The organism is Novosphingobium sp. 11B (genome assembly GCF_054589055.1).
Genome location: NZ_BAAILP010000086.1, coordinates 15370 through 41055, shown reverse-complemented (window position 1 = coordinate 41055; position 25686 = coordinate 15370). Strand labels below are relative to the sequence as shown.

The window sequence follows — 25686 nt, the reverse complement described above, 5'->3', positions numbered from 1 at the left end:
GCTCCTCCGCCGGCGACCCATTTTTCACATCAGCGCGGTCAGGATTATTGCGGTGAGGTCGAGACCCGTTCCGCGTAGGGTCCGACATCGATATCCTCGAGCGACCGGGCCCCATCCGGTCCGCCTACATCGACAAGGCTGACATCGTGCACGCTCCTGTGGGCGTCGAATCCGGCGATGACGGGGCGTTTCGCGTTCCCGCCGCGCGAGCGGACGTTACGCATCACGATGCTCTCGATCCCGCGCCCCGGAGCAAGGCTGTACTTCTGGTTGAAGACCACCCGGAAATTGAACAGCATGCCCTCCTCGATCCGGTCTATGCGGATGTCGTCGAACACCACGTTGCGGACCAGGTTGTTGTCGCCATCGGTGATCGCCAGCGCGCCCTGATAGTCGCGGTCGTCCTCGTCGTGATCGAGGATGTCGATGTTGCGGAACACCAGGTTCTCGATCGTACGCGGCTCATCCTTGCTGCCGTGAAGCCCGATGTTCACCGGATGAGCGACGTCCGCCCAGAGCGTGGAGTTCTCCACGAGATAGTTGCGCGCATCGCCATGATAGTCCCAGCGATCGGCATAGATCGCCACGGCATCGTCGGAAGTCCGCAGGAATGCGCCGTCGATGTGGACGTCCGAGCAGGCCATCAGGTCGATGCCGTCGGTCCAGCCGCCCGCACTGAAGGTGCGCAGATTGCGAACCTTCAACCCGTGCGATTGTCCGCACATCAAGGTATAATGGCCCGGGTTGATCACGATCGGACCGTCGATCTCGATGGCCTGGGAATGGAGAACGGTTATCCCCTCCTTGCCGCCCTTGAGGATACCCGGCCCGACGATACGCACGTCATGGGCGTTGGCGACATCGACCTGCCCCTTGAGGATCGCGCCGCCGGCAAGGCGCACGTCGGTATTCGATTCGAAGCGGAAGCTGTCCTGCCCTGGCGGCGGGACATGAATGCCGGGACCGAACGCCACGAGCTTGCGCCCTTTCGCGGGCTTGGCGGCCGGATAGATCGGATTGGCGAAGAGATGGAGGTTGTGAAGACGATCATCGTCGAACTCGACCGACAGGTTCGCCGGGCCATCCAGCTTCAGGTATGCGATCGCGCCGACGAGCCTGGCCTCGATGCCGCGCGACGCGGGCCGAACGGCAACGTGACGAACCGCGCCGTTGTTCTTCTGGATCGCCACCTCGACCGGACCGCGAATACCGAAGGTGACCATCGAGGCGGGCTGCGGCTTGTCGAGATCGACCATGACGCGGTATTCGTACAGGTCCCGCCATTCCCCTCCGGGCTGTCGTACCCGTACGGTGAAAGTGTCGTCGAACGAAGTGTAGTAGTCGCTGCCCGGCGGCGGCGGGTAGACCTCGAGAACCCCGGGCGCGGCGGGCGGCGCGGCCTGTGCGGGAAGTCCAACGGCAAGCGCGCCGAGCGCGACGACCGCCAGGACTTTCACTGCCCGATCCTCCACCAGTCGTACCGCGCGTATCCGACACTCGTCGCGACCGCGGCCGGCGTACCCAGGGCAGCCTGCGCGAAAAGGCCGATCTGGGCGCCGACCCAGCGTCCCTGCCTGGCTTCGAACGTCGATCCCAGCTCTTCGTACCGCACGCCGTCAAGACTGTAGGCGAAGCGCACCGCCATGCGGGTATCGCGCAGCATCGAGGGCCAGTAGGGCGCGAAGTCGGGGGGCGGCACATCCACCATGACCGGCTTGGCGCAGGCCCTGAGCCAGACGCGATCCTGCTTCAGCAGCGGCCCGGCCGTCTCGGCGATCGGCATGCCGGGACGCTCGTCGTCCTTGCGCACCTGCACTACCTGAATGCCTTCGGGGCGGTTCTCCAGGCCAATCCATGCAAAGTTGACCCCGTGCACCGCCAGCCCGGCCCGCTCGCCGATCCGCTGGGGCGCAAAGCGCATCAGCGTGCTCGCGCAGAACGCCGGTCCCGGAAGCTTCTGCGACAGCACCGCCCCGGTCTCGTACAGGTCCGCGGATCCCGTCACCGACTTGAGCTTCAGCCATCCGTCCTCGACGCTGGCCCAGTCGTCTCCGGGGTTGCTGCCGAACTGCCAGCCGAGAGAAAAGCCTTGATCGAATTCGTCATCGGCAACCGGCGCCGCGACCTGCTGTGTCGCCACGCCGGGTTTGCGATGCACGAGCACCGGCTCGCCGCGGCCGTCACCATCGGTGTCGGTCCCGATCACCGGCCAGCCGTCCTTCCAGCGCATCGGCTGGAGGGAGACGATCCGCCCATAGGCATCGCGATCCTGGAAATGGAGGAACCAGTCCTCGCCGCCCGGCGTGTCGACCCACGCGCCCTGGTGCGGCCCGTTGATCGCCGTGCCGCCCTGATCCATCGCATTGCGCCCCTCATAGGGACCCGTGATCCTGCGACTGCGGAACACGCCCTGCCAGCCGCCCTTGACGCTGCCACTGGGCACGAACACGTAGTACCAGCCACCGCGCTTGTAGAGCTTGGGCCCTTCGGTCGTCTGCCAGGGACGCGGCCCGAGGCTCGTCGCGATCTTGGGCATTCGCCCGGCGTCAATGATGATGCGTTCGGGGCCTTCAGTCCTGGTGCCTGCCGCATTCAGCCGCTTGAGCGCGATGAGGTTCGCCTTGCCCGCCCGGCTCTTCGCGAAGGCGTATGCGAGCCAGCCGGTGCCGTCATCGTCCCAGAACGGCGCCGGATCAATCGCGCAGGTGGTCCCGTCCACCAGCACCGGCTCGCTCCATGGCCCCTTCGGGTCGATCGCCGAGACCATGAAGATGCCACGGTCCGGGTCGGGATAGTAGATGACGAAGCGACCATCGCGATGACGGATTGCGGGGGCCCACACTCCTCCTCCGCGCCGGGCGGTGCGATAATGGTCGTCAGGGGGGAGACGGCGAAGGGCATGACCGATCAGCGTCCAGTTGACGAGGTCGCGCGAGTGGAGGATCGGCAGGCCCGGCACATCCGTGAACGAGGACGACACGAGATAGAAATCGTCGCCGACCCGAACGGCATCGGGGTCCGAATAGTCGCCCGCCAGCACCGGATTGCGATAAGTGCCGTCACCCTGATCGGCGATCCAGCGTCCCTCACCGGCACCTGCTCCAGCGGATGCGCCTGCGGTCATACATGCGGCAAGCGCCGCGAGCGAAAGCAAGCTCGTGCGAAGCATGGTCTTCTCCCGGGTCAGGCTGCGGCGTCCTCGGCGAGCAGGAAGGCCCCGACCAGTCCGGACGGCTCCCTGCATGCGGGCGACACGATCGCGCGCTCCATGTCGTCGATCGTGCGCAGCGCATGGACATAGCCGCCCAGCAATTCGAGCGTGCGGGCCCGGATCAGCGGCAGCAGGCGCTCCTGCTTCATCACCCCTCCGCCGAGAACGATGCGCTGCGGCCCGGTGGTCAGGAACAGCGAGGCACACAGCTGTGCGAGATAGCTCGCCTCGACATCCCAGAACGGATGGTCGTGAGGGACGTGGGACGGCGTGAGGTCCCACGCCGCGGCCACGGCGGGGCCCGCCGCAAGGCCCTCGAGGCAATCCCCGTGGAAGGGGCACAGTCCGGCGAAATCGCCATGCGCCGGATGGCGCCGGACCGGGATGTGCCCGGCCTCGGGATGACCGATGCCATGGACGGTACGGCCGGCGCTCACGAGACCGACCCCGATCCCGGTGCCGACCGTGACATAGGCAAGATCCCGCAGCCCCCCGCCTATCGCCGCGATCTCCGCGAGGGCGGCGGCGTTGACATCGGTATCGAGCCCGATCGGCAGGTCAAGAAAACCGCGCGCGCGCGCGATCATGTCGGTGCCCTCCCAGCCCGGCTTGGGCGTCGCCAGGATGTGGCCGTACTGCGGCCCGGCCGGGTCGACGCCGACGGGCCCGAAGCTGGCGATACCCAGTCCCGCCAAGGGGCCAAGGTCCGCCGCCGAGCGGAAGAATGTCTCCACGTCCGCAAAGGTGGCATCGGGATCGCGCGTCGGGATGGTGACGGTGCGCAGCGAGCCGCCACCCGAACTGCCCACCGCGCAGACGAACTTGGTGCCCCCCGCTTCGATCGCGCCGAAGATGGTCATGCGATTTTCCTTTCGCGAAATGTCTGGATGGCTGCAGGCGCAGCCGGTTCAGTCGATCGGTGCGCCGGTCGAGGCGCGTTCGACCAGTGTCAGCATCTCGCGCACATGCTTCACTTCCGGCCGTGCGCCGGTCCGTGCCTCGCGCACCTGGTCGCTCAGCAGCGCGACAGCGCGCGACGCCATGTCCGAGATCGGCTGACGGATGGTGGTAAGCTCGGGCCAGATGGTGGCGGCGATCTGCGCGTCGTCGAAGCCGGCGATGCTGAGGTCGCCCGGGATCCGCAGGCCCAGGCCATGGGCAACCGCGGTGACGGCCGCCGCCATGTCGTCGTTGCTGGCGAAGATCGCGGTCGGTCGGTTGGCCTGATCGAGCAGCTTGTGCGCGGCATCGAGCCCCGAGCGGTAGCTGAACAGCCCCGGCGCGATCCATTCGTCGCGGATCGTCAGCGATGCGCCTGCCATGGCCGCGCGGTAGCCCTGCTCTCGGCGCTGGGACGGCGAATGCGCCGGATCGCCCTGGATGAAGCCGATCGCGCGGTGCCCCTTGCCGATGAGGTAGCGCGTCATGTCGAAGGCACCCTTGTAGTCATCGACGATGATGGCCGAGATGCCTTCGCGAGGTATGGCCGTCGCGAAGGCGAGCGGGATCACGTCCGCGCTCGCCGCGAGATCGAGGAGCGCCTGCGAATCGCACAGCGGCGGCGGCAGGATGACCCCGCCGATGCGCGCCTCGACAAGACGATGGAGGCTGGCGATGGCTTCCGCCTCGTTCGCGCCCGGCTCGATGAGGAACTGGCAGCCGCTCTCCCCGCTCTGGCGAAACGCGCCCATGAGGAAGGTGCCGAGGTTCGACGAGGAGGGATTGGAATAGATCGCCCCTACCCGCACCGCGCTCGAAAAACTGCGCGCATTGAGATTGGGCGAATACTCGAGTTCGGCGATCGCGGCATTCACCCGTTCGCGCATCGCTTCGCTGACATGCCGCTTGCCGGTCATCACCCGCGACACCGTCATCGATGATACGCCGGCATGCCGCGCCACATCATGGATCGTCACGACAGGGCGATGCGCACTCTTCGCGCCGCCATCCTTGCGCTTCGACTCATTTGCCATCAAATTGCCTCTCCAGGGGCCGTCACGGCCAGCGAGCACCCGGTACGGTGACGCACTTCCCTTACTGATATCGATAACCTCTCTTGGCCATGTGTCAAGTTAGGCCCTTGCCAAACCGGAATCGCAGCTGCATACGTGATATCGATAACAGAATGCGGCGCGTTCGCGAGATCGAAGCAGCCGCCACGCAGCGAACGAGGATGCCGTGCTTGCCAATCGACAAAGAAACTACGCGGTTCTGGGCGCCTTCCTGTTCGCGTTCTTCTTCGCGCAGGCGATGGCGATGTCGCTGCTGTCCATCTGGCTGACCCGCTCGCTGCACCTGAATGGCGCACAGGCCGGGACGGTCTTCGCCGTCAACTCGATCGGGGCGATGCTGGCCCAGCCGGCCTACGGTTTCCTGTCCGATCGCATGGGCTTTCGCAAAGTGGTGCCGGTCATGATCGCCTCGCTGGTGATCCTTGCCGGGCCGTTCTTCCTGTATGTCTATGCGCCGCTGCTGCGATGGAGCCTGCCGCTCGGCGCGGCCGCGGGCGGGATCTATCTCGGCTTCACCTTCATGGCCGGCAGCTATGCCCTGGAGAGCTACGTCGACCGTGTCGGCCGGCGCTACGGTTTCGAATACAGCCGCACCCGGCTGTGGGGCTCGATCGGCTTCGCGACGGCTGCGGCATTCTCCGGCCGTCTCTACAACCTCGATCCGGCGATCAACTTCTTCCTTGCCAGCCTCGCCGGCCTGGCGCTGATCCCGCTGATCCGCCTTGCCAGAATTGAACCGGACGAGGAAGCGCAGCATGCGGCCGACCAGCTGAAGCTGCGCGACACGCTCGCCCTGTTCAGCCAGGCCCGTTTTTGGCGGTTCATGATCCTGATCCTGGGGGTTACCAACCTCTACCTCGTCTACGACCAGCAGTTCCCGTTCTACTTCTCCTCGCTCTTCGCCACGCCCGAGGAAGGCAACGCGATGTTCGGCTACCTCAACGCGGCGCAGATCTTCGTGGAAGCCGGGGGAATGTTCGTGGCTCCGCTCATCGTGCGCCGGATCGGCGCCACCCGCGGGCTGCTGCTGGCGGCGATGATCATGATCATTCGCATCGCGGGGTCGGGCTTCGCGATCGGTCCGGTCACGATCTCTATGTGCAAGATGGCGCACGCCGTGGAACTGCCGATCCTGGCCGTCTCGATCTTTCGCTACATCGCCTACCACTTCGAGAGCCGGTTCGCCTCGACGGTCTACATGGTCGGCGTCAGCTTCGGCCATTCGCTTGGCCTTGCCATCCTCTCGCCGCTTGCCGGCACTGGCTACGACCTGTTCGGCTTCCAGCACACGTACTTCCTGATCGCGGGCTTCGCGTTCTTCTTCTGGATCTGGTCGGCGATTTCCCTTGCCGCGACCCCGCCCGAATACACGCCTGTCTCTCCTAAGGCTGGACAGGCGCCCGACACCGCCGCGATCGCCTCCGCACCGGACGTTCGCCGCTATGAGGATGCTCTTTGATGAGTGAAGTTACCTTCGAGGACCTGGCTCTCCGCGCGCTCGAACGCCCGGGTCCGGATCTGGTCGACGCCTGGATCGCCGCGGCACTGGCGCGGGTCGACCGCATGCTGCCGCAGTTCGATACCCATTTTCCCGCGCCCTCGAGCGAGAGCGACATCTACGGCCCCATCGACAATGTCGAGTGGACCAACGGCTTCTGGACCGGGATGCTGTGGCTCTCGTGGGAATTCACGGGGGCGGACAAGTACCGCAAGATCGCGGTGCAGAACCTCGCCTCGTTCGCCAACCGGATCGACAAGCGCATCAACGTCGATCATCACGACCTCGGCTTCCTCTACACCTTGTCCTCCTGCGCCGGTCATCGCCTGACGGGCGATCGCAACGCGAGGGATGCCGGCGTCGCCGCGGCGGCACAGCTGCTGGCGCGCTTCGACGCGGTGGCGAAGGTCATCCAGGCATGGGGCGACATGGACGTGCCCGCCGAACGCGGCCGCATGATCATCGACTGCAACCTCAACGTGCCGCTGCTCTACTGGGCGACCCGCGAGACAGGCGACCCCCGCTTCGCGGCCGCGGCCGACCAGCATCTCGAACAGGCCGCGCGCCTGCTGGTGCGCCCCGATGCCTCGACGTTCCATACCTATTACATCGACACCGTCACCGGCGAACCGCGCCACGGCAGCACGCACCAGGGCTACTCCGACGACAGCAGCTGGGCGCGCGGACAGGCCTGGGGCATTTATGGCTTCGCTCTCGCCTGGCGGCACACCGGCAGGCAGCACTACCTTGACCTCGCCTCGCGGCTGGCGAACCACTTCCTCAACCGTCTTCCCGACGATGGCATCTGCTGCTGGGACCTGATCTTTACCGATAACGAGGGTGTCGACAGGGACAGCTCGGCAGCCGCCATCGCCGCCTGCGGTCTGCTGGAGCTGGCCCAGGCACTGCCGCTGTCCGATGCCCTTCGCGAGACCTACGAGGCCTGGGCCGTCGCAATCATGAAGACGCTCTCGGAAGACTATCTCGCGCCTGTCGACGGGTCCAACGCGCTGCTCCTTCACGGCGTCTACCACATGCCTAACAAGGCTGGCGTCGATGAAGCCTGCATCTGGGGCGATTACTTCTATCTCGAGGGCCTGATGCGCCTGCGTCGTCCCTGGTCGCCCTACTGGGCGTGACGCATGGTTTGGCGAAGCCGATCTACGCCATCCTGCAGGTGACCGACCGTAGATTTCCAGCGCTGACCCGATACCGCCGGGTCATCATCAATCTCGCGAAAGCCGTGGAAGGCAGCAGTCAATGACCGTCCATCGCCTCACTACACGCAGTGTATCGAAGCCCTGGGGGATCACCGATGTCCCGTCCGCATTCCCGTCCCTGTCCGGCGACCGGGTCGGCGAGGTCTGGTTCACCGACGCACCGATGAATGCCTCGACACTGCTCGTGAAGTATCTGTTCACGAGCGAGAAGCTGTCGGTCCAGGTGCACCCGAACGATGCCGATGCGCTGGCCGTAGGCCTGCCGCGTGGAAAGTCGGAGTGCTGGTATGTCGTCGAAGCAGAGGCGGATGCGCGGCTGGGCATAGGCCTGCTCGCTGACATGGATGCCGCTGCGGTCAGGTCCGCCGCTCTCGACGGATCGCTGCAGGATCTCCTCGACTGGAAGCCGGTCAGCCCGGGCAACTTCTTCTACATTCCGGCCGGAACGATCCATGCCGTCGGAGCGGGCCTGCAGATCGTGGAAATCCAGCAGAGCGCCGACGTCACGTATCGCCTCTACGACTACGGCCGCCCCCGCGAGCTCCACCTCGAACCCGGCCTCGCCGTGGCACAGCTGGGCCCCTATTGCATGCCCGAACGGACGGTGTCCGCAAACGAGCACGAATGCCTGGTCGAGCCGGATAATGCGCCTTTCAGCGTGGACAGCATCGTCGGGGCCGATGGCGATACGTTCACCCTCGCCGACGACGTCTCCTGGTTCGTGCCGATCAAGGGTCACGGCCTCATCGACGGACATCGCTGGACCGCGGGCGAGTGCTGGGTTTCCGAGGGCCCCTGCGACATTGCCGCCGAAGGGCCAATGCATGCGCTTGTCGCCCGCGTGTCGCCGCTGGGGCGAGACTAGACCACGAATTCGAACAGCTTCAGACAAACCGATACCCCAAGGAGGGAAACCAGTGTTCTGCAAGACGTACCACGCCACCCATCCGGACATGATGGAGTGTGTCTCCAACGAAGAACTGCGCGACCGCTACCTGGTCACCGGCATGTTCAAGGCCGGCGAGGTCAACCTCAACTACTCGCACAATGAGCGCTTCATCATCGGCGGCGCGGTTCCGGGCGCTGAGCCGCTCCCGTTGCCGCTGCAGACCGTTCCCAAGAGCGCCGAGGGCAAGTCCTTCTTCGAGCGCCGCGAGGCGGGCATCACCAACATCGGCGGCCCCGGCGCGATCACCGTCGACGGCCAGCGCTTCGAGATGAAGAACAAGGAATGCCTCTACGTCCCCATGGGCACGAACGAGGTGATCTTCGAGGGTGAGGGCGCGCTCTTCTACATCGCGTCGGTCCCGGCCCATAAGGCGCTGCCGATCAAGCACATCACGCTCGATCAGGCGAACCCGCTGGCGCGCGGCGACCTCGCCAATTCTAACCAGCGCACGATCTACCAGCTTGTGATCCCCGGCGTGTGCGAGAGCGCGCAGCTGCTGCTCGGCCTGACCGTGCTGGAAGAAGGCTCGGTCTGGAACACCATGCCGCCGCACCTCCACGACCGCCGCTCGGAAATCTACCTGTACTTCGAGCTGCCCGAAGAGAACGACCGCATCTTCCACTACATGGGCGAGCCGGACCAGATGCGTCACATCGTCATCGCCAACGAAGAGGCCGTCATCAGCCCGCCGTGGTCGATCCACATGGGTTCGGGCACCAAGAAGTACGCCTTCATCTGGGCGATGGGCGGCGAGAACCTCGACTACACCGACATGAACGTGCTGGATATCTGCCAGCTCCAGTAAGCCTTCGCTTACCCCCCTACGCTCGTTATTGCGAGGAGCGCAGCGACGAAGCAATCCATCGAGCCAGCGTCGCAACCGCTCTGGGTTGCTTCGCTGCGCTCGCAATGACGAGAGAGGGTATCATGGCAATTTCCTTCGACCTGACGGGCAAGACCGCGCTCGTCACCGGCGCCAACACCGGCATCGGCCAGGCCATCGCCGTCGCGCTGGCCGAGGCAGGCGCCGATGTCGCCGTCGCGGGCCGTTCCGAGCCGACCGAGACGCTGGCGCTGATCGCCGCGACGGGCCGCAAGGCGGTCAACATCAAGGCCGACCTGTCGAGCATCGAGCCGGTGCAGCGGGTCATCGACGAAGCGGTGGCGGGTCTCGGCAAGGTCGACATCCTCGTCAACAACGCCGGTATCATCCGCCGCGACGACCTGCTGCAGTTCTCCGAAGAGGACTGGGACGCGGTGATGGACACCAACCTCAAGACCCTGTTCTTCCTCAGCCAGGCGGCGGCGAAGGGCATGACCGAACGTGGCTACGGCAAGATCGTCAACATCGCCTCGCTGCTGACCTTCCAGGGCGGCATCCGCGTGCCCAGCTATGCGGCGGCGAAGTCGGGCGTCTCCGGCGTCACCAAGGCGATGGCGAACGAACTGGCGCCCAGGGGTGTGCAGGTCAACGCGATTGCGCCGGGCTATATCACCACCAACAACACCGCTGCGCTATCCGCCGACGAGACGCGCAACCGCCAGATCCTCGAGCGCATCCCGACCGGCCGCTGGGGCCGTCCCGAGGATATCGCGGGCGCCGCCGTGTTCCTCGCCTCGCAGGCATCGGACTACGTGACGGGTCAGGTCCTCGCCGTCGACGGCGGCTGGCTGGCGCGCTGATGACCCATAGCGCTTCTGGCCACGTCGTCACCTTCGGCGAAGTCCTGCTGCGCTTCGCCACGCCGGGCGCGCGGCTGACGGTGCAGTGCGATGCGCTGGACATGGTCGTCGGCGGGGCCGAGGCCAATGTCGCGGCAGGGCTCGCCTCGCTGGGCCATGACGTGAAGATGCTGACGCGCCTGCCGTCCAGTCCCTTGGGCGACAAGGCGCGCGCGGCCCTGAATGCCGCCGGGATCGATACCGCCCACGTCGGGCGCGATGCCGGTCGCATGGGCCTCTACTTCCTCGAGAGCGGGGCTGGTCTTCGGCCTTCGTCGATCACTTACGATCGCGCGGGTTCCGTGTTCGCAACCTCCAGGGCGGACCAGTTCGACTTCGCCTCCGCGCTCGAGGGCGCCCGACTGCTCCACCTGTCGGGCATCACGCCGGCGCTCGGCCCCGGAGGCGTCGCGCTTGCAGGGGCCGCCGTCGCCGCGGCCAACAGCGCCGGCGTGCCTGTCTGTTTTGACGGCAATTACCGTGCCCTGCTGTGGGATGCCTGGGACAGCGATCCGCGCGCCGTCCTGACCGACCTGATGCAGTCGGCCACCGTCATGATCGGCAACCACCGCGACATCTCGCTGCTGCTGGGCGAGGCGTTCTCCGGCGACGGCTCCGACCGGCGGCGCGAAGCGGCGCTGGCCGCGTTCGCGGCGTTCCCCAAGCTGCAGCTGATCGCCTCGACCGCGCGGCACGTTGTGAACTCCGGCCATCACCGCATCGCCGCACGCCTCGATGCGCGGGACGCGGCGCACCAGACGAGCGAGGTGGACGTTACCGGCATCGTCGATCGCATCGGCACCGGAGACGCCTTTGCCGCAGGCGTGCTGCACAAGTGGCTACGGGGCGCGGACCTCGTCGCCACCGCGCAGGCGGGCCTCGCCTATACCGTGCTCAAGCATACCGTGCCGGGCGACATGTGTCTTGTTGGACCGGACGAACTTGAGGCGTTCTCGGCCAGTGGCGGCGACGTGCGGCGCTAGGCCAGCGCGCAAGCCGTCCGACCTCGAAACATCGGAAAGACAAACCCATGGTATCGATATCCCCTTGCACGTATCGACTGATATCGATATCAGATTTGCAACAACCAGACGCCCTCGGGAGAGCGCACATGAATCGCAACGCCTCGCTCCGCTGCCGCGGACGCGTATCCACAACAGCCAGACTGGCCTCGCTGCTTCTGGCCTCGTGCTCGGCATTTCCGGCTTTTGCGCAGGACGCCGCCCCTGCGCCCCAGGCTCCACAGGATGCCTCGGCCAACGAGATTATCGTCACCGGCGTGCTCAACCGCACGGCCAAGCGTGACGCCGCCGTCGCCATCTCGACCATAGATTCAGATACGGTGCAGCGCTCGGCCCCGGTCAGCGCGGCCGACCTTCTGAAGAACGTGCCGGGTGTTTATGTGAACTCGTCGATCGGCGAGGCGCGCAACATCGTCTATGCGCGCGGCTTGTCGGTCGGAACGCAGTCCGCGACATCGGGCTACTACTTCGTTGCATTGCTCGACGATGGCCTGCCGGTGATCGGCATCCAGGGCAGCGGCTTCCAGCCCGACAGTTTCTATCGTCAGGACCTGACGCTGAAGCGCGTCGAGGCGCTGCGCGGCGGCAGCGCGACTGTTACGGGGCCCAACGCACCCGGCGGTCTGTTCAACTACATCTCCAAGAACGCCCTCACCGATCACGACGGTGGCGTGGCTTCGGTTCGCCTCGGTCTCGAAGGCAAAAGCCAGCCCTATCAGCGTGCGGACGCCTACTACGGCACCGAATTCGGTGAGAGCGGCGTCTACGGGTCAATAGGCGGGTTCTATCGCCGTTCGTTCGGCGCACGGCCGACCGCCTATCCGTTCAACCGGGGCGGGCAGATCAAGGCATCGCTGGGCTGGAACTACGGCTCCGGCTCGCTGGTCCTCTACGGCAAGTACCTCGACGATCACAACGGATCCTACGATTCCGAGCGTATCCCCTCGATCGGCTTCGACGAGCCGCAAATCGCGCCCGGCCTGTCGCGCTATGACAACTACACGCTAGGCCGCAAATCGGCCTTCACCATCCCCGGATCAGGCGTCGTGGACAGCCAGCGCTTCGATCCGGACAATCTCGACCACACCGTCGCGCGGACCGTGGGCCTCAAGTGGGAGCACGATGTCGACGACACGCTCCAGATCAGCAATCACTTCCGGTACAACGACAACCGCCTGAAGCTCAATCAGAACGGCGTCGGAACGTTCGGCCTGGACAACCAGAACCTTTGGAACAACCTGGGCTTCAGCGCCGCAGGGCTCAGCCGCGTTCCGGGAACGATCACGGTGACCGGCAGCAACGGCCAGTTGCTCGCCCGCGTGGCCAGCGCCGCCAGCGGCTACACGGTGCTGACCAACAATCTGCCCAACCAGCAGGTTCTGGCCAACGGCGTCACTTCGGGGACCGGCACCTCGACCGATTTCGACGAGCAGTCGTTCATCGATCAGTTGACGATTTCCAAGCGGATCGGCCGTCTGACCGTGACCGCCGGTGGCTATCTCTCGCGTTCGAAGTTCGTGCGCGAACTGCTGCCGCCCGGCGGCTACATCGCCCCGATCGAGTCCGACATGGAGGCAACCCAAGTCACATTCACCGACGCCGCGACCGGCAATGTCTATCAGATGACCAATCCCGCCGGGTTCGGTTCCATCGGTACCGCGCCGGTACGCAACACCGTGAAGAACCGCTCGACCTCGCTGTTCGGCGGCCTCAACTGGAAGGCGACCGACCATCTCACCCTGGACGCCGGCATCCGCTACGAGCGCTTCGGCTACAAGGGCACGAACCTGCTTGCCTCGGCGAACCCGCAGGCGCGCGACCGCGCTTACGGCGGCGTCGATGGCGACCCGCTGACGATCTACGACAATCTCGTGGGCGTGCTGAACCGCGAAGTGCCCTTCGACAAGAAGTTGAGCTTCGTGAACTATACGGCGGCCGCCAACTACCGTTTCTCCGATCGCTTCTCGGCCTATGTCCGCTACGCCCGCGGCAAGAAGAACGGCGACGGACTTTGGGGCGGGTACGACACCGTGTTCAAGGCGCAGAACCAGCCGATCACGCCGCCGCTGATCACCCAGTACGAAGCGGGCTTCAGCTATGTGAGCCCTGCTGTTCGCTTGACGCTGACCCCGTTCCTCACCCTGCTCGACAAGGTGAACGTCGTCGGCCAGGGGACCGACCTTGACGGCACGACTTACGTAACCACGCCCGCCTTCAACAAGACAAGGGTCTACGGGGTCGAGATCGAGGGCGATGTCCGCGTGACGCGCCAGCTGCGGCTGACGGCGGCCGTGACGCTCCAGAAGGGCAAGGCGCTCGAATGGTACAACTGGAACATGGGGCAGACGGGCCGGGCAGACGATCAGCTGGAAGCCTATCCTGACAGCAAGCTTGAGAACCTTGCAAAGGTGCAGGGACGCATCGGCGTGGAATACGCGACGGGTCCGTTCACGGCTCTCGTCAACTTCACCTATCTGGGCTCCCGTCCGTCGAGCTTCACGGGGCTGACGACGTTCCCCACGCAGACCCAGACCGACCTGTCGCTGTCCTACGAAGTGACGCCCGACTTCCGCCTCGGCTTCAACGTCAACAACGTGTTCAACGACATCGGCATCTTCTCCATCCAGAACCCTAACCTGCCAGTCTCGGGACTGTCGCAGGCCCAGATCATCAGCATGTACCCCAATGCGACCACTGGTATCCTTACCACCCAGCCGCGCTCGTTCTTCCTGACCGGGACAGCGAATTTCTGATGCGATCGCACAGCTCAGGAGCCACTTCGATGCGCAAACCCGCGATCCTGCGCCGGACCGGCATCGGCCTTGCCGCTATCGCATTGTCCTGCGCGGCGGCCCCTGCCGTTCTCGCGGCGGACGATGCTCTGCAGGTCTATCCCGTGCCGAAGGGACTGCTCTATGCCGCGCATAACGACGACTTCACCGTCCGCGTGCGCAAGCCGGGCGGAGCATGGCAGGATCTCTACGAGTACCGCGTACAGGTCGACACGGACACGAGGCAGAATGCCTCCATGGTGTATTTCGATTTTCAGGGCACCGTGGAAATCGAAGTCCTCAAGAATAACGGCCGCTTCGATAAGATCACCGTTGCACCACTGTCGAGCGCAGTGAAGCCAGAACGCAACGGAAGTCTGGTGCGCATGACGCTGACCCGTCCGGAGAGCTTCTCGCTCCAGTTCGATGACGACCGGCTTCACAATCTGCACATCTTGGCCGGCGCCGTGCCCGCAGCCGCACCGAACGGTCCGAACGTGCGCGTCTTCGAACCCGGGCTCCATGTCCCGCCTGAGGGCAGCGACGTGTTCCCGGTCAAGTCGGGAGAGCGCATCTACCTTGCAGGCGGAGCCGTCCTGAAAGGCGCCTTCGCACTGGAAGGCGTGAAGGACGTCAAGATATCGGGGCGCGGGATGCTCTGGGATCCCGGACGGGGGATCGACCTCGAGAAAGCGCAGAACGTCGCGATCTCGGACCTGATCATGGTCAACAGCGACCGCAAGGACGCCGCGCGGGTCATCAACATCCGCAACTCCAGCAATGTCGCGCTGCGCAATGTCACAGGCTTCACCTCGGGCAAGTGGTCGGACGGGATCAACATCTCCACCTCGCAAAATGTCTCGGTGGACGGCGGCTATCTGCGCGTGTCCGATGACGCCGTGGTGGTCTACGCTGTTGCCGATTGTCCGCTGTGCCGGCAGCGGGCGGCGCAGACGGGCATTCCCGACATCGACCCGCCGGGGGACACCTTCGATATCTCGGTTCGCAACCTGCGCATCTGGAACGATGTGGCCCACGCGCTCTATATCGGGCATTTCGGCGACAATGCCGACCCGCGCACGATCCGCGACGTGACCTTCGACAACATCGACATCGCCAATCTCGACGAGGACGATCCCGACTGGGAGGGCGCGATCGCGGCCTATTCGGGCGACAGCACGCTGATCCGCAATATCACCTTCAGCAACATCCGCGTCGACAGGATCGAGGAAGGCAAGCTGATCAACATCGTCGCCGGCAACAACGCCCGCTACAACAAGGCGCCGGGACGCGGGATCGACGGTGTTACCATCCGCAACGTCACCTTCACTGGCGAAGGCATGCCGAGCCAGTCGATCATCTCGGGCCTTTCCGCGAAGACCGCCGTTCGCAACGTCACGATCGAGAACCTCAGCATCGCCGGTCAGCGCATCGACACCCCGCAGGCGGCGGATATGGTGGTGGGCAAGCATGTCGAGGGCTTCCGCATCCGCTGATGACTGCACGCCCGCCGGGAGAGAATAAGCATGAAGACCAATCGCCGCACCGTCCTGGCAAGCCTTGGCGCTGCTGCTACGGGCATGGTCGCAACCATCCCTATAGCCCAGGCCAACTCTCCGGGAGCGGGTCAGGGCCTGACCGTCTCATCGCCCGATGGACGCACCACGCTCGAACTGCTCGTTCCCGCATCGCGCGGCGAGCACCCGCGCTGGGCGGCCCGGCACGGCGATGCCGTCATGCTGGAGCCATCGCGGTTGGCGCTCGTGCTGGGCGATGGCAAACGCCTCGGACCGGATGCGAAGTTCCTCGGCTCGGAAATCACGCCTGTCGATGGCACCTGGCAGCCCCCTTACGGCATTGCCGCGCGCTATGACGGCAGGGCAAACCAGCTGGAAGCCCGGTTCGAGGACCGCCGGACGCGCATCCGTTTCGCAATCCGCCTGCTTGCGCACGATGACGGCATCGCCTGCCGCTTCGTCCTGATCTCCGCGCCAAAGAAGTCCGTTACGCTGGGCGGCGAGCAGATCGAATTCCGCATGCCAGCGGAGACCCGCGTCTGGACCAGCCGCGACGAGGGCGAATACGCCGTCTCCTCGCCGGGCCGCATAGCACCTGCGCCCCATCCCGAATTGACCGCCAGCACCGACAAGGGCGCGCTGGCCGACACGCCGGCGCTGGCCCAGACGCCTGCAGGCCTTGCCATGCTGCTGTGCGAATCCGACCGGCTGCACTACCCGCGCATGATGTTCGCGCCCGGCGAGGACGAGCAGACCATGGTCAGCCGCCTGATGCACTATCCCGGCCGCGCCACCGGCTATTCGGGGCCCGGTGACACCCATGCTGCTCCCGTGTTCGCCGTCGAAGCGCCTTTCACGACGCCTTGGCGCGTCATAATGGTCGGCGAACGTCCTGCCGCGCTGATCGACAAGGCTGGACTCGTCCCCACCCTTGCCACGCCGGACAGGCTGGGCTCCGAAGACTGGATCCGCCCGGGCCGCGCCTTCCGCATCCGCAAACCCTATTCGAACGCCGGAGCGATGGAAGGCATCGCCTTCGCTTACGAGCGCAAGCTCGACTACATCGAGTTCGATGCGCACTGGTATGGCGACGGCACCGACCCCAGTGATGCGACCCGCCCCATCGACGGCTTCGACATCGAGGGCATCGTTGCCGCCGCGCGCGCGAAGGGGATTGGCACAATCGTCTACGTCGACCGTGTGCCCGCGATGCGCCAGCTCGATGCCATCGTCACCACCTACAGAAAGTGGGGCATCGCCGGGATCAAGTTCGGCTTCATCTGGGAAGGACGGCAGGAGGATGTGGACTGGATCTACAACCTCGTGAAGACCTGCGGCGACAACCGCCTCTTGGTGAACCTGCACGACAACCTGCGTCCTGCCGGGCTGGAGCGCACCTTGCCGAACTACGTCGCACTCGAAGGGGTGCGCGGGAACGAACAGTTCCCAACCGCAAGGCACAACGTCACCCTGCCCTTCACCCGCGCGCTGTCTGGTCCGATCGACTATACGATCTGCTACGACCATTACATGAACAAGACCACCAACGCGCACCAACTGGCGATGGCGGCCGTTTACTATAATCCGCTCACGTTCCTCTACTGGTACGACGCTCCGGCCAAGTACCGCACCGGAAACTGGCCTTCGCTGCACTGGTTCGACGAGTGTCCTACGACCTGGGACGAGACCCATCCCATCGCTGGCGAGCCCGGCGAATATGTGGCGGTCGCCCGGCGAAGCGGCAATCGCTGGTTCCTGGGCGCGATGACCAACGAGGAAGCGCGCACGATCCAGGTTCCCCTCGCGTTCCTGGGCGAAGGCAAATGGCAGGCGAAAGTCTTTGCCGACGGCGCCCGAGCGCAGGAGCCCCGGCTGACCAAGGTGGACATCTCCCGGCGCGACGTGACTCCTGCGGCTACCCTGACCGTCGTGATGCAACCGAGCGGCGGCCAGGCGATCCTCTTCGAACGCGTGATGTGATCATGGGCCCGACAACGAACCGTGCGGCAAATTGTCCAGGCGCTACGGCCTGGACGGGGAATGGATGAAATGATGCGAAGTGTTCTGGCCGCCATGGCCGTGATACTGTCAACCGCGCCCGCGATGGCACAGGGCCAGGCGCACGAGCAGATCGGATCATCGCCTGCCACCCTGGCATTTAATCCCGGCAACATCGCGCGGGTGAAGCAACTCGTCGCCAGCGACCCGGAAGCCCGCGCGCGCTGGAATGCCCTGCGCAAGACGGCGGACAAGGCGCTGTCCTCGCCGCCGCGCGGCGACCGCGAGATCGACAGTGCTCTGGAAGCGCTGGGGCTCGCATTCCGCGTCACGGGACAGGCGAAGTACGCGCAAGGAGCCAAGGCCCTCCTGCTGCATCGCGCGGCCAGAAAAGACTGGCTGACCGACACCCCCCTCGCGCGCCGCGATCCGCCCTGGAGATCCGACCTCGGGATGGGTTATGCCGCCGCGAGCACCGGCATTGCTTATGACGCCGTGCGCGACACGCTGTCGCAAGCCGACCGCCAGACCATCGTCCAGGGCCTCATCCGAGGCGCCATCCTCCCGATCATGGACGACTGGGTCGATGGCGCAAAGCGCATCCATGCGCTCGACACGATGGGGCATAACTGGTGGGCGCATATCGTCTTCGGCGCCGGCGTCGCCGCTCTTGCCGTGCGCGAGGACGATCCGCGTGGCCTCGAGTGGGCTCGCCGCATCGATGAGGCGAGCGTGGAATGGTTCGAGTTCCCGGGCACACGCATCGGCAGCAAGCCTCCCACCTTCGGAAGCGACGGGGCCTACTCGGAGACTGTCTCCTACGCCGAGTTGGCATTGCACAGCCTGATGCTTTTCCGCCGCTCGTGGACCGAGGCGATGGGCACAGCGCCCTCCCCCATCAAGGGTCTCGACAAGATCGCGGGATATTTTCTCGCCACCAGCTATCCCCGCAGCAAGGGGTGGGTATCGCTCAACTTCGGAGACAGCCGCCCGCCAAGTTGCGGTTGCCACACCTTGGCCGACCTGTGGGCGCTCGGCGACCACAATCCCGAGTACCTGAAGTACATCGCCGGTTTCTCTGGCGTGCCCGCGAAAGATGCATGGAAGGATGCCACCAACCTTCCCTATCTCCCGGACGCCTCGGCACGCGCGTCAATATCAGCATCCAGCGGCGCATCGCGCACTTACGTATCGCGCGACCAGGGCCTGCTGACCATGCGCAGCGACTGGTCCGCCGATGCCACGCTCCTCGGGGTCAAATCCGGGTTCACCTGGAACCACAACCACGCCGATGCCGGCAGCTTCATCCTCTACCATAAAGGGCGCACGCTGATTGCGGATTCCGGTCATTCGAGCTACTCAACGCCGGAGTACGATGGCTACTACCGGCAAAGCGAAGCCCACAACGTCGTCACTATCGACGGCCGGGCTGAGCCTGCCAGCGACCTGTATGACGGGTCGGCATCGATGGGCACGATTGACCACGTGCTCGATACCCCCAACATTCGCTACGCTTGGGCGGATGCCACCGGTCCGACGAGCCGATATTTCCAGCGCAACTACCGCAACATCCTGTGGGTGGGAGACACGATCCTCCTCATCGACGACTTGCGCAGCCGCGATCCCGGCCAGTTCGAATGGCTGCTGCATCATGGCGGTACGGCGACGCGCAAAGGCCAGACAGTCGAAATTCGCGACGGGGACGCTGGTGTCGATGTCACGCCGCTGTTCCCGGCGGCTCTGCCGGACGGCGGCTTGCCGACCGACTATCCTTATGCCCTGCGTCTCGTCAGCCATGAGGGTCTCGCCGACGAGGACCCGAAAATCAAGCAAACCTACCTCGGCTTCCAGCCCGTCGGGGAGAGCGATCGCGAGAAGTTCCTGGTTGCCCTGCAACCCCGCGTCGACGGTAAGCTTGCGTCAAGGATCGGGCGCATTGAAGGCACGGACTGGATCGGCGTGCGCATCACTGGCACCGATCGCATCACCGAGGTCTACTTCAACCTTCTGGCAGACGGAAGACTTCGCCATCGCAATGCCAATGCCACGATAGCCGGGCTCGACACTGACGCTTACATTCTGGCTGTCAGCCACCCCGCGCGCCGTGACGCAATCACGGGCCCTGACGAGATCATGGTTGTGGATGCCAGCTATGTCCGCCGCTCCGGCGCGGTCATTTTTGACTCGCTGGCGAAGCTCACCGCACATCTCGCGATGGGAGCCAGCACACAGGTTCAGTTCAGCGGCACCCACGGGAATGTTCGCATCGCCTGTTCCGCTCCCGTGCAGGTGGCGAGCATAGAGGGGACGGTCGCGTGCGAAAACGGCCAGGCCGTATTGCCCAGAACGAACTGACTACCCCACCTTCGCAACACTCACGGAAGAGGGAAGTCAATGAGCAAGGAGTCATCGAAAGGCCCTTCTCCGCCTTGAACGGCTTAAGAAATCTCGCCTATCTCGGAACCATGTCGACGGGCGCTTAGCAAGCGTTCTGCGGTCGACCCTTGTCGGTCATTCGATGCAAAATTGTCGAACCTCAAATGCAGCCGGTCCGCTATTCGAAGACAGTTGTTCTGATAACAGATGTTCCGGCGCGACCCCCTTCCTCAAAACTGAGTTTTCGCTCATGCCGCGTGGCAATGCAGTGAAAAAGTTGCTTGGGCCCACGATTTGATAGTGCGATCGATTCAATGGCATGGAAGGAAGCGCTGCTGGCGACGTGGCTCACGGGACCACGGCGACCACGCACGCCATCCGAGCCTGCAAGATAGCGAACCCGCGCATTTGGCCGGCGCTCTGGCGGCACCCTTATAAGTCCGGATCGAGCTTGCGCAGGATCGTGAGCGAGATCAGTTCGAAGCATGCCGGGATCACCGCTCCGCACAGGATGATGGCCAATCGCGCCGATGCGGGTTGCGCGGTTCCCGGCGTCATCCCCTCGACATAGCCGAAGACCGACAGCATCAGGCCCATTACGAAGATGGCGAGCGCGGACGACGCGGTTTCAAGGAACGAGACCGCGCCCGCGAACAACCCGCCGCGCTGCCGACCCGTCAGCTTCGCGTCATGCTCGATTACATCGGGCAGGAGCGACTGCGTGAGCATGTAGACGCCTCCTCCGAACACGCCGAGCGCGCAGGCCTGCGCCACCAGCAGCGCCGTGGAGTCGGCATTGAAAGCCAGCGTCAGGTGGAAGCTCGCAAGCCCCGCGAAGGCAACCGTCAGCGCCCGCCGCTTGCCGAACCGCCCCGCCAGCCAGACCCAACCCGGCTGCGACAGCAGCGACATGGCGACCAGCGCCAGCGTGAAGATGCCCAACCAGTAGTCCGATACGCCGATCACCCAGCGCGTCAGCATGGCCAGCGCCGCTCCGTTAAAGCCAAGGCCGAAATAGAGCGCCGCCTTAAGCGACAGCAGCGTCACGAAAGGCCGGTTGGCCAGCAGGCTGCGCCACTGCGCTCGTTCACCCGCTGGCGGGCGCGCAGGAAGGGCCGTGCGGGCGACACCGCGCGTCGCGATCACGGTGATGAGCGTACCGCAGAAGCACAGGCCACCCAGCCCCCAGCCGAGCAGCCGATATCCCATCGCTCCAGCCCCGACGGCAGCCAGCAGCATCGGACCGATCGAAGTCGCCAGTCCCTGCCCCACCGAGGAGAACGCCACGCGCCAGGCCATCATGCCGGTGCGGGCCTGAACGCTCGGCGTGACCTCGGGCGGCATCGCCAGCCAGGGAATGGCGAAGACCATATAGCCCGTCGCGAAAGCGAAGTATCCCGCCGCCGCCCACGCCATCCGCGCGGCGTAGGACGCCTCGACCGGGATGTTGAAGCAGGCGACCAGCGATGCCGCCATGGCCAGCCCACCCGCCAGCATCCAAGGGCGGCGGCGTCCCATCGGCGTGTCGATCCGATCGGTCAGGTGGCCGATGCCCGGCGCGATCAGCGCGTCGTAGAACTTCGACGCGCCGATGATCGTGCCCACCAGCGCCGCCTCCAGCCCGACCGTATCGGTGAGGTAGCGGAAGAACAACACCGCGAAGGCGTTGAAGGCGATGGCCTGCGGGAACGCGCCGGATGCCCAGGCGATGCCCCGCGCGCCTGCGGGCTTGCTCACTTCAGGCCGTCCAGCAGGGTGTTGGCGAAGCGCACGTCGTCCCACTTGTAGTCCACGCGCCCGGTACGGTACGCTACGAGGCCGCGCGACGGGACTATGTAGAGCCGCTGCCCGCCGTGTCCCTCGAAGTAGTAGAGGTCGTCAGCGTGGAAGCCGGTATTGGGATCGCCCGGCTTTCCGTTCGGGTTGGCCACCTGCATGAACATCCCGAATGCTGGGCTCCGCGGCGCGGGGATGGCCAGCAGGCGCGCATTGCGTTCGGAGAGGATGCGCCGCCCCGCGAACCTGCCCCCGTTCGCCAGCATCACGCCGATGCGCAGCCAGTTGCGCGGGGTGTTGACGAAGCAGCAGACCGTGCGCGCCTCTCCCCCTTCATGGTCCAGCGCCACCATCGCGTCGCGCAGGCCCAGCGGCTTCCACAAGTGGCGCGACAGGAACGCGGCGTAGCGCACGCCGCTGGCGGCGACGAGAACGTCGTGCAGGGCCTGCGCGTTCATGTGGTTGAACTCGAACGCCTCGCCCGGCGGACGGGCCAGCGGGGCGCCATCGCCGAAGGGCTTGATGTCGAGCCCGATGAACATGTCCAGCACCGGATTGTAGGGCTTGACCTCGAAGCTGCCGATGGCGAGCCCGCTCTGCATCCACAGCAGGTCGCCCACCGTGATCGCCTTGCGCCCGTCGGTACGCCATGCAGGGATATAGCGCGATGCCGGGTCGTCGAGCCGCAGATAGCCCTTGTCGACGCCGATCATCACGGCAAGGGCAAGCAGCCCCTTGGCGCTGGAATAGCTGTCGAACTGCGACGCGGCCGAAAAGCCCGGCGCGTATTCCTCCATCTGCACCTTGCCGTGCGCATAGACCAACAGCGCCATCGTGTTGGAAGCGTCCGCCTGCGCCTTCGCGGCGGCCAGCGCTTCGGGCCGGATGCTGCGCTCGTCGACGCGCGCCATGGCGAGCGGGCGGCCCGGCGCACCTTCGATCCTTTCGGTCGGCACGTACTTGTCCCAGCGCGCCACGCGGTCGAGCGAGCCGTCCTGCGTATCGAAGTTGCGCTTGTAGGCGGGCGGCATGTCTTGCGCGGCAGCGGCGTCTGCCGAGAGGGCGAGGAGAAGAGCGGCAATGGTCCTCATGCGACGGCTCCTTCGGGTTCGCGGTCGAGGCGAAACCGGGTCAGCAGCAGGATGCCCGCCAGTTCGGCCACAGCGGGCAGCACACAGGCGCACCAGCGGATCGCCTCGATCGCCTGCGGCGGCTGCCCCGCCTGTCCCGCCACGCCCGCGAGGTAGCCGCCCGCCGACAGCGCAAGGCCCAGCACGAACAGCGCGAGCGCCGAAGATCCGGTTTCCAGCAGCGATACGACGCCCGCGAAGGCCCCGCCCCGGCGCAGGCCTGTGCGGCGGTAATCGTGCTCGATCACGTCGGGCAGCAACGCCTGACTGAGCATGAAGACGCCCCCTCCGCCCGCGCCCAGCAGCAGTGCCTGCACCATCAGGAGCGGCACCGAACCGGCGTTGAAGAACAGCGAGAGCTGCGAAAGGCCATGGAGCGCGAAAGCGCAGGCCAGCGCGCCGCGCGTCGCCAGCCTGCCGCTCAGCCACAGCCACACGGGTTGGGAGGCGAGCAGCGCCAGCGTGCTCACCATCGTGTAGATGCCCAGCCAGTAGTCGCTGAAGGCGAAGACCCAGCGCGTCAGCAGCGCCATGCCGGATGCGGCCACGGCCAGCCCGAAGTAGAGGCACACCTTCACCCCTACCAGCACCAGGAACGGGCGGTTGGTCAGCAGCAGCCCGAACTGCGCGCCCAGCGCCGGGCGGGCGCCGCTCTCGACCACCCGCGTGCGCGCGTGGCGGGTGAAGATCACCGTGCCGAGCGCGCCCGCCAGGCACAGTGCCCCCATCGTCCAGCCCATCGCGCCATAGGCCGCCGCGCCCATGCCCAGCGCCGCCAGCAGCATCGGCCCGCTGAGCGATGCCGCGCCCTGTGCCAGCGAGGAGAAGCCCACGCGCCACGCCATCATCTGCGTGCGCTGCCGCCCGCTGCCCGAAATCTCCTGCGGCATCGCCAGCCAGGGGATCGCGAAAAGCGAGAAGCCCGTGGAGAACAGGAACTGGCCAAGGCAGGCCCAGGCGATCTTCTGCGCCATGGGAGCATCAACCGGAATGTTGAAGCCCAGAACCAGCGAGGCGGCGGAGAAGACCCCGCCCAGCAGCAGCCAGGGCCTGCGCCTGCCCATCGGGGTGTCGATCCGGTCGGTGAACCAGCCGATCACCGGGTTGATCAGGGCGTCGTAGATTTTGAACACGGCCATCAGCGTCCCCGCCAGCGCTGCCGCGAGCCCGACGGTATCGGTGAGATAGCGCAGTACGAGTACACTGTAGGCGTAGATCACCAGACTTTGACAGAACGAACCGGAGCCCCAGGCGATGGCGACGGACAGCGGCGCGCGCTGATCGGCGTCAGGCATGCTGCGGTTCGCCCGCGATCTGGCGTACCGCAGCAGCATCGCGATCGAGCGCAGCGACCTTGAGGCGCGGGATCAGTTCGTCCCCCGCCCGCAGCGCGTCCTCGTAAAGGTCGAAGCCGCGGAACAGCACCCCGGTCATGCCAAGGTCGTAGTAACGCATGATCGCTTCAGTCACTTGCTCGGGCGTGCCGACCAGCGAGGGTGCCATGGGGATGCCCTGCCGCTGCGGGCCGATCCACAGCCGTTCGTCCAGCACCGAGTCCGATCCGGTCAGCGCCCCGAAGCGATCCTCGTTCGATATGCCCGCCGCGTTGGAGAAGTCCTTCTCCGTGCGGCCACCGGGCTGGAACCAGCTGTTGCCGGTCAGCTTCAGGCGTTCTTCCCCATTGGCGACGAACTTGCGCAGGATCTCGCGCGCGTTGTCCCACGCCTCGCCCTCTGTACGACCAAGGATGTAGCGCACCGTACCCTGCGCCGCGATGGTGCGCCCGGCCTCGGCGGCCGATGCCCTGATCCGCTCGATCGCCGCGCCGGTATCGGCGAGCGATTCCATGCCGACCGCGTAAATATCGGCGCATTCGCCCGCGTACTGGATGGAGACCGGCGAGCCGCCCGCCCAGTAGACCGGGATTGCGGAGCGTTCGTAAGGGCCGATCTCGGGCAGGCTTTCGTTGAATTTGTAGAACCGCCCCTCGTGCGTGACGGGCTCCTTCGCGGCCCACATCCGGCGCAGCACCTCCACGAATTCACGGCTGCGGTGGTAGCGTTCCTCCTTGGTGAGGAAATCGCCGTCGCACTGCGTCTCGCGGTCGTTGGCGGCGGTGATGATGTGGATCGCGGCGCGCCCGTCGCTCAGGTGGTCCAGCGTCGCGAACTGGCGCGCGGCCATTGTCGGCGAAACGAAGCCGGGGCGATGCGCGACCATGAAACCCAGTCGCTCGGTCACGCCCGCCATGTAGGCGGCGACCGGCATGGAATCGGGCCAGTAGGAACTCTGCGCGATCAGCACGCGGTCGAACCCGGCCTGCTCGTGCGCCTGCGCATGGGAGCGCAGCACCGCCTTGTCGAAGACCTTGGGCGGCAGCACCATGTCCTCGTTGGACACGTGATGGGACATGATCCCCGTGATTTCGATGGGCATCGGATCGCGCCTTCCTGAATAAAGATCACCCGGCCCGCCGAAGCGGAC

The 25686-nt window shown here is 65.5% G+C and carries 19 protein-coding genes; 11 read left to right on the top strand and 8 right to left on the bottom strand.

Going from position 1 to position 25686, the window contains the following annotated elements:
• Nucleotides 1–44 precede the first annotated feature (44 nt).
• Genes ACYPYD_RS07615 through ACYPYD_RS07600 form a run of 4 tightly spaced genes read right to left on the bottom strand, consistent with a single transcriptional unit; the run spans nucleotide 45 to nucleotide 5184 of the window.
• The gene (locus ACYPYD_RS07615) at nucleotides 45–1457 is read right to left on the bottom strand and encodes a glycosyl hydrolase family 28 protein (RefSeq protein WP_459662680.1); all 1413 of its coding nucleotides are present in this window, start codon (nucleotides 1455–1457) and stop codon (nucleotides 45–47) included.
• The gene (locus ACYPYD_RS07610; RefSeq protein ID WP_459662679.1) at nucleotides 1454–3124 is read right to left on the bottom strand and encodes a glycoside hydrolase family 43 protein; all 1671 of its coding nucleotides are present in this window, start codon (nucleotides 3122–3124) and stop codon (nucleotides 1454–1456) included. The genes ACYPYD_RS07615 and ACYPYD_RS07610 overlap by 4 nt, the downstream gene beginning before the upstream one ends.
• A 59-nt stretch (nucleotides 3125–3183) precedes the next feature.
• A complete protein-coding gene (locus ACYPYD_RS07605) occupies nucleotides 3184–4071 on the bottom strand; it encodes an ROK family protein (protein WP_459662678.1) in 888 nt (295 codons plus the stop codon).
• Between the two features lie 48 nt (nucleotides 4072–4119).
• The gene (locus ACYPYD_RS07600) at nucleotides 4120–5184 is read right to left on the bottom strand and encodes a LacI family DNA-binding transcriptional regulator (RefSeq protein WP_459662677.1); all 1065 of its coding nucleotides are present in this window, start codon (nucleotides 5182–5184) and stop codon (nucleotides 4120–4122) included.
• A 205-nt stretch (nucleotides 5185–5389) separates the two neighbouring features.
• On the opposite strand from ACYPYD_RS07600, the gene ACYPYD_RS07595 reads away from it, so the two are divergent.
• The 11 genes from ACYPYD_RS07595 (at nucleotide 5390) to ACYPYD_RS07545 (ending at nucleotide 20275) form a co-directional block, all read left to right on the top strand.
• Entirely contained in the window at nucleotides 5390–6682 is a 1293-nt protein-coding gene (locus ACYPYD_RS07595; protein WP_459662676.1) for an oligosaccharide MFS transporter, read from the top strand.
• Nucleotides 6682–7860, top strand: a complete 1179-nt coding sequence (locus ACYPYD_RS07590) for a glycoside hydrolase family 88 protein (RefSeq protein WP_459662675.1) — start codon at nucleotides 6682–6684, stop codon at nucleotides 7858–7860. The genes ACYPYD_RS07595 and ACYPYD_RS07590 overlap by 1 nt, the downstream gene beginning before the upstream one ends.
• Entirely contained in the window at nucleotides 7857–7985 is a 129-nt protein-coding gene (locus ACYPYD_RS07585; protein WP_459662674.1) for a hypothetical protein, read from the top strand. The genes ACYPYD_RS07590 and ACYPYD_RS07585 overlap by 4 nt, the downstream gene beginning before the upstream one ends.
• Entirely contained in the window at nucleotides 7982–8806 is an 825-nt protein-coding gene (locus tag ACYPYD_RS07580) for a class I mannose-6-phosphate isomerase (RefSeq protein WP_459662673.1), read from the top strand. Before ACYPYD_RS07585 ends, ACYPYD_RS07580 begins: the two co-directional genes overlap by 4 nt.
• Nucleotides 8807–8858: 52 nt before the next feature.
• Nucleotides 8859–9695: a 5-dehydro-4-deoxy-D-glucuronate isomerase gene (gene kduI, locus ACYPYD_RS07575; protein WP_459662672.1), complete on the top strand. Its 837-nt coding sequence runs from the start codon at nucleotides 8859–8861 to the stop codon at nucleotides 9693–9695.
• A 122-nt stretch (nucleotides 9696–9817) separates the two neighbouring features.
• Entirely contained in the window at nucleotides 9818–10573 is a 756-nt protein-coding gene (gene kduD / locus ACYPYD_RS07570) for a 2-dehydro-3-deoxy-D-gluconate 5-dehydrogenase KduD (RefSeq protein WP_459662671.1), read from the top strand.
• Nucleotides 10573–11595, top strand: a complete 1023-nt coding sequence (locus ACYPYD_RS07565; protein WP_459662670.1) for a sugar kinase — start codon at nucleotides 10573–10575, stop codon at nucleotides 11593–11595. The genes kduD and ACYPYD_RS07565 overlap by 1 nt, the downstream gene beginning before the upstream one ends.
• Nucleotides 11596–11723: 128 nt before the next feature.
• Entirely contained in the window at nucleotides 11724–14387 is a 2664-nt protein-coding gene (locus tag ACYPYD_RS07560; protein ID WP_459662669.1) for a TonB-dependent receptor domain-containing protein, read from the top strand.
• 29 nt (nucleotides 14388–14416) lie between these two features.
• Nucleotides 14417–15901 (top strand): glycosyl hydrolase family 28 protein, encoded by a 1485-nt coding sequence (locus ACYPYD_RS07555; protein ID WP_459662668.1) that lies wholly within the window; start codon nucleotides 14417–14419, stop codon nucleotides 15899–15901.
• Nucleotides 15902–15931: 30 nt separating this feature from the next.
• On the top strand, nucleotides 15932–17902 hold the full coding sequence (locus ACYPYD_RS07550; RefSeq protein ID WP_459662667.1) for a glycoside hydrolase family 97 protein: 1971 nt from the start codon (nucleotides 15932–15934) through the stop codon (nucleotides 17900–17902).
• Nucleotides 17903–17962: 60 nt separating this feature from the next.
• On the top strand, nucleotides 17963–20275 hold the full coding sequence (locus tag ACYPYD_RS07545; protein WP_459662666.1) for a heparinase II/III domain-containing protein: 2313 nt from the start codon (nucleotides 17963–17965) through the stop codon (nucleotides 20273–20275).
• A gap of 453 nt (nucleotides 20276–20728) precedes the next feature.
• On the opposite strand, the gene ACYPYD_RS07540 is transcribed toward ACYPYD_RS07545, so the two are convergent.
• From ACYPYD_RS07540 to ACYPYD_RS07525, 4 genes are read right to left on the bottom strand one after another with little or no spacing between them, the layout of a single operon-like run.
• Nucleotides 20729–22033, bottom strand: a complete 1305-nt coding sequence (locus ACYPYD_RS07540; RefSeq protein ID WP_459662665.1) for an MFS transporter — start codon at nucleotides 22031–22033, stop codon at nucleotides 20729–20731.
• A complete protein-coding gene (locus ACYPYD_RS07535; RefSeq protein ID WP_459662664.1) occupies nucleotides 22030–23163 on the bottom strand; it encodes a serine hydrolase domain-containing protein in 1134 nt (377 codons plus the stop codon). Before ACYPYD_RS07535 ends, ACYPYD_RS07540 begins: the two co-directional genes overlap by 4 nt.
• Nucleotides 23160–24497: an MFS transporter gene (locus ACYPYD_RS07530; RefSeq protein ID WP_459662663.1), complete on the bottom strand. Its 1338-nt coding sequence runs from the start codon at nucleotides 24495–24497 to the stop codon at nucleotides 23160–23162. Before ACYPYD_RS07530 ends, ACYPYD_RS07535 begins: the two co-directional genes overlap by 4 nt.
• The gene (locus ACYPYD_RS07525; protein WP_459662662.1) at nucleotides 24490–25638 is read right to left on the bottom strand and encodes an LLM class flavin-dependent oxidoreductase; all 1149 of its coding nucleotides are present in this window, start codon (nucleotides 25636–25638) and stop codon (nucleotides 24490–24492) included. Before ACYPYD_RS07525 ends, ACYPYD_RS07530 begins: the two co-directional genes overlap by 8 nt.
• Nucleotides 25639–25686: the final 48 nt, after the last annotated feature.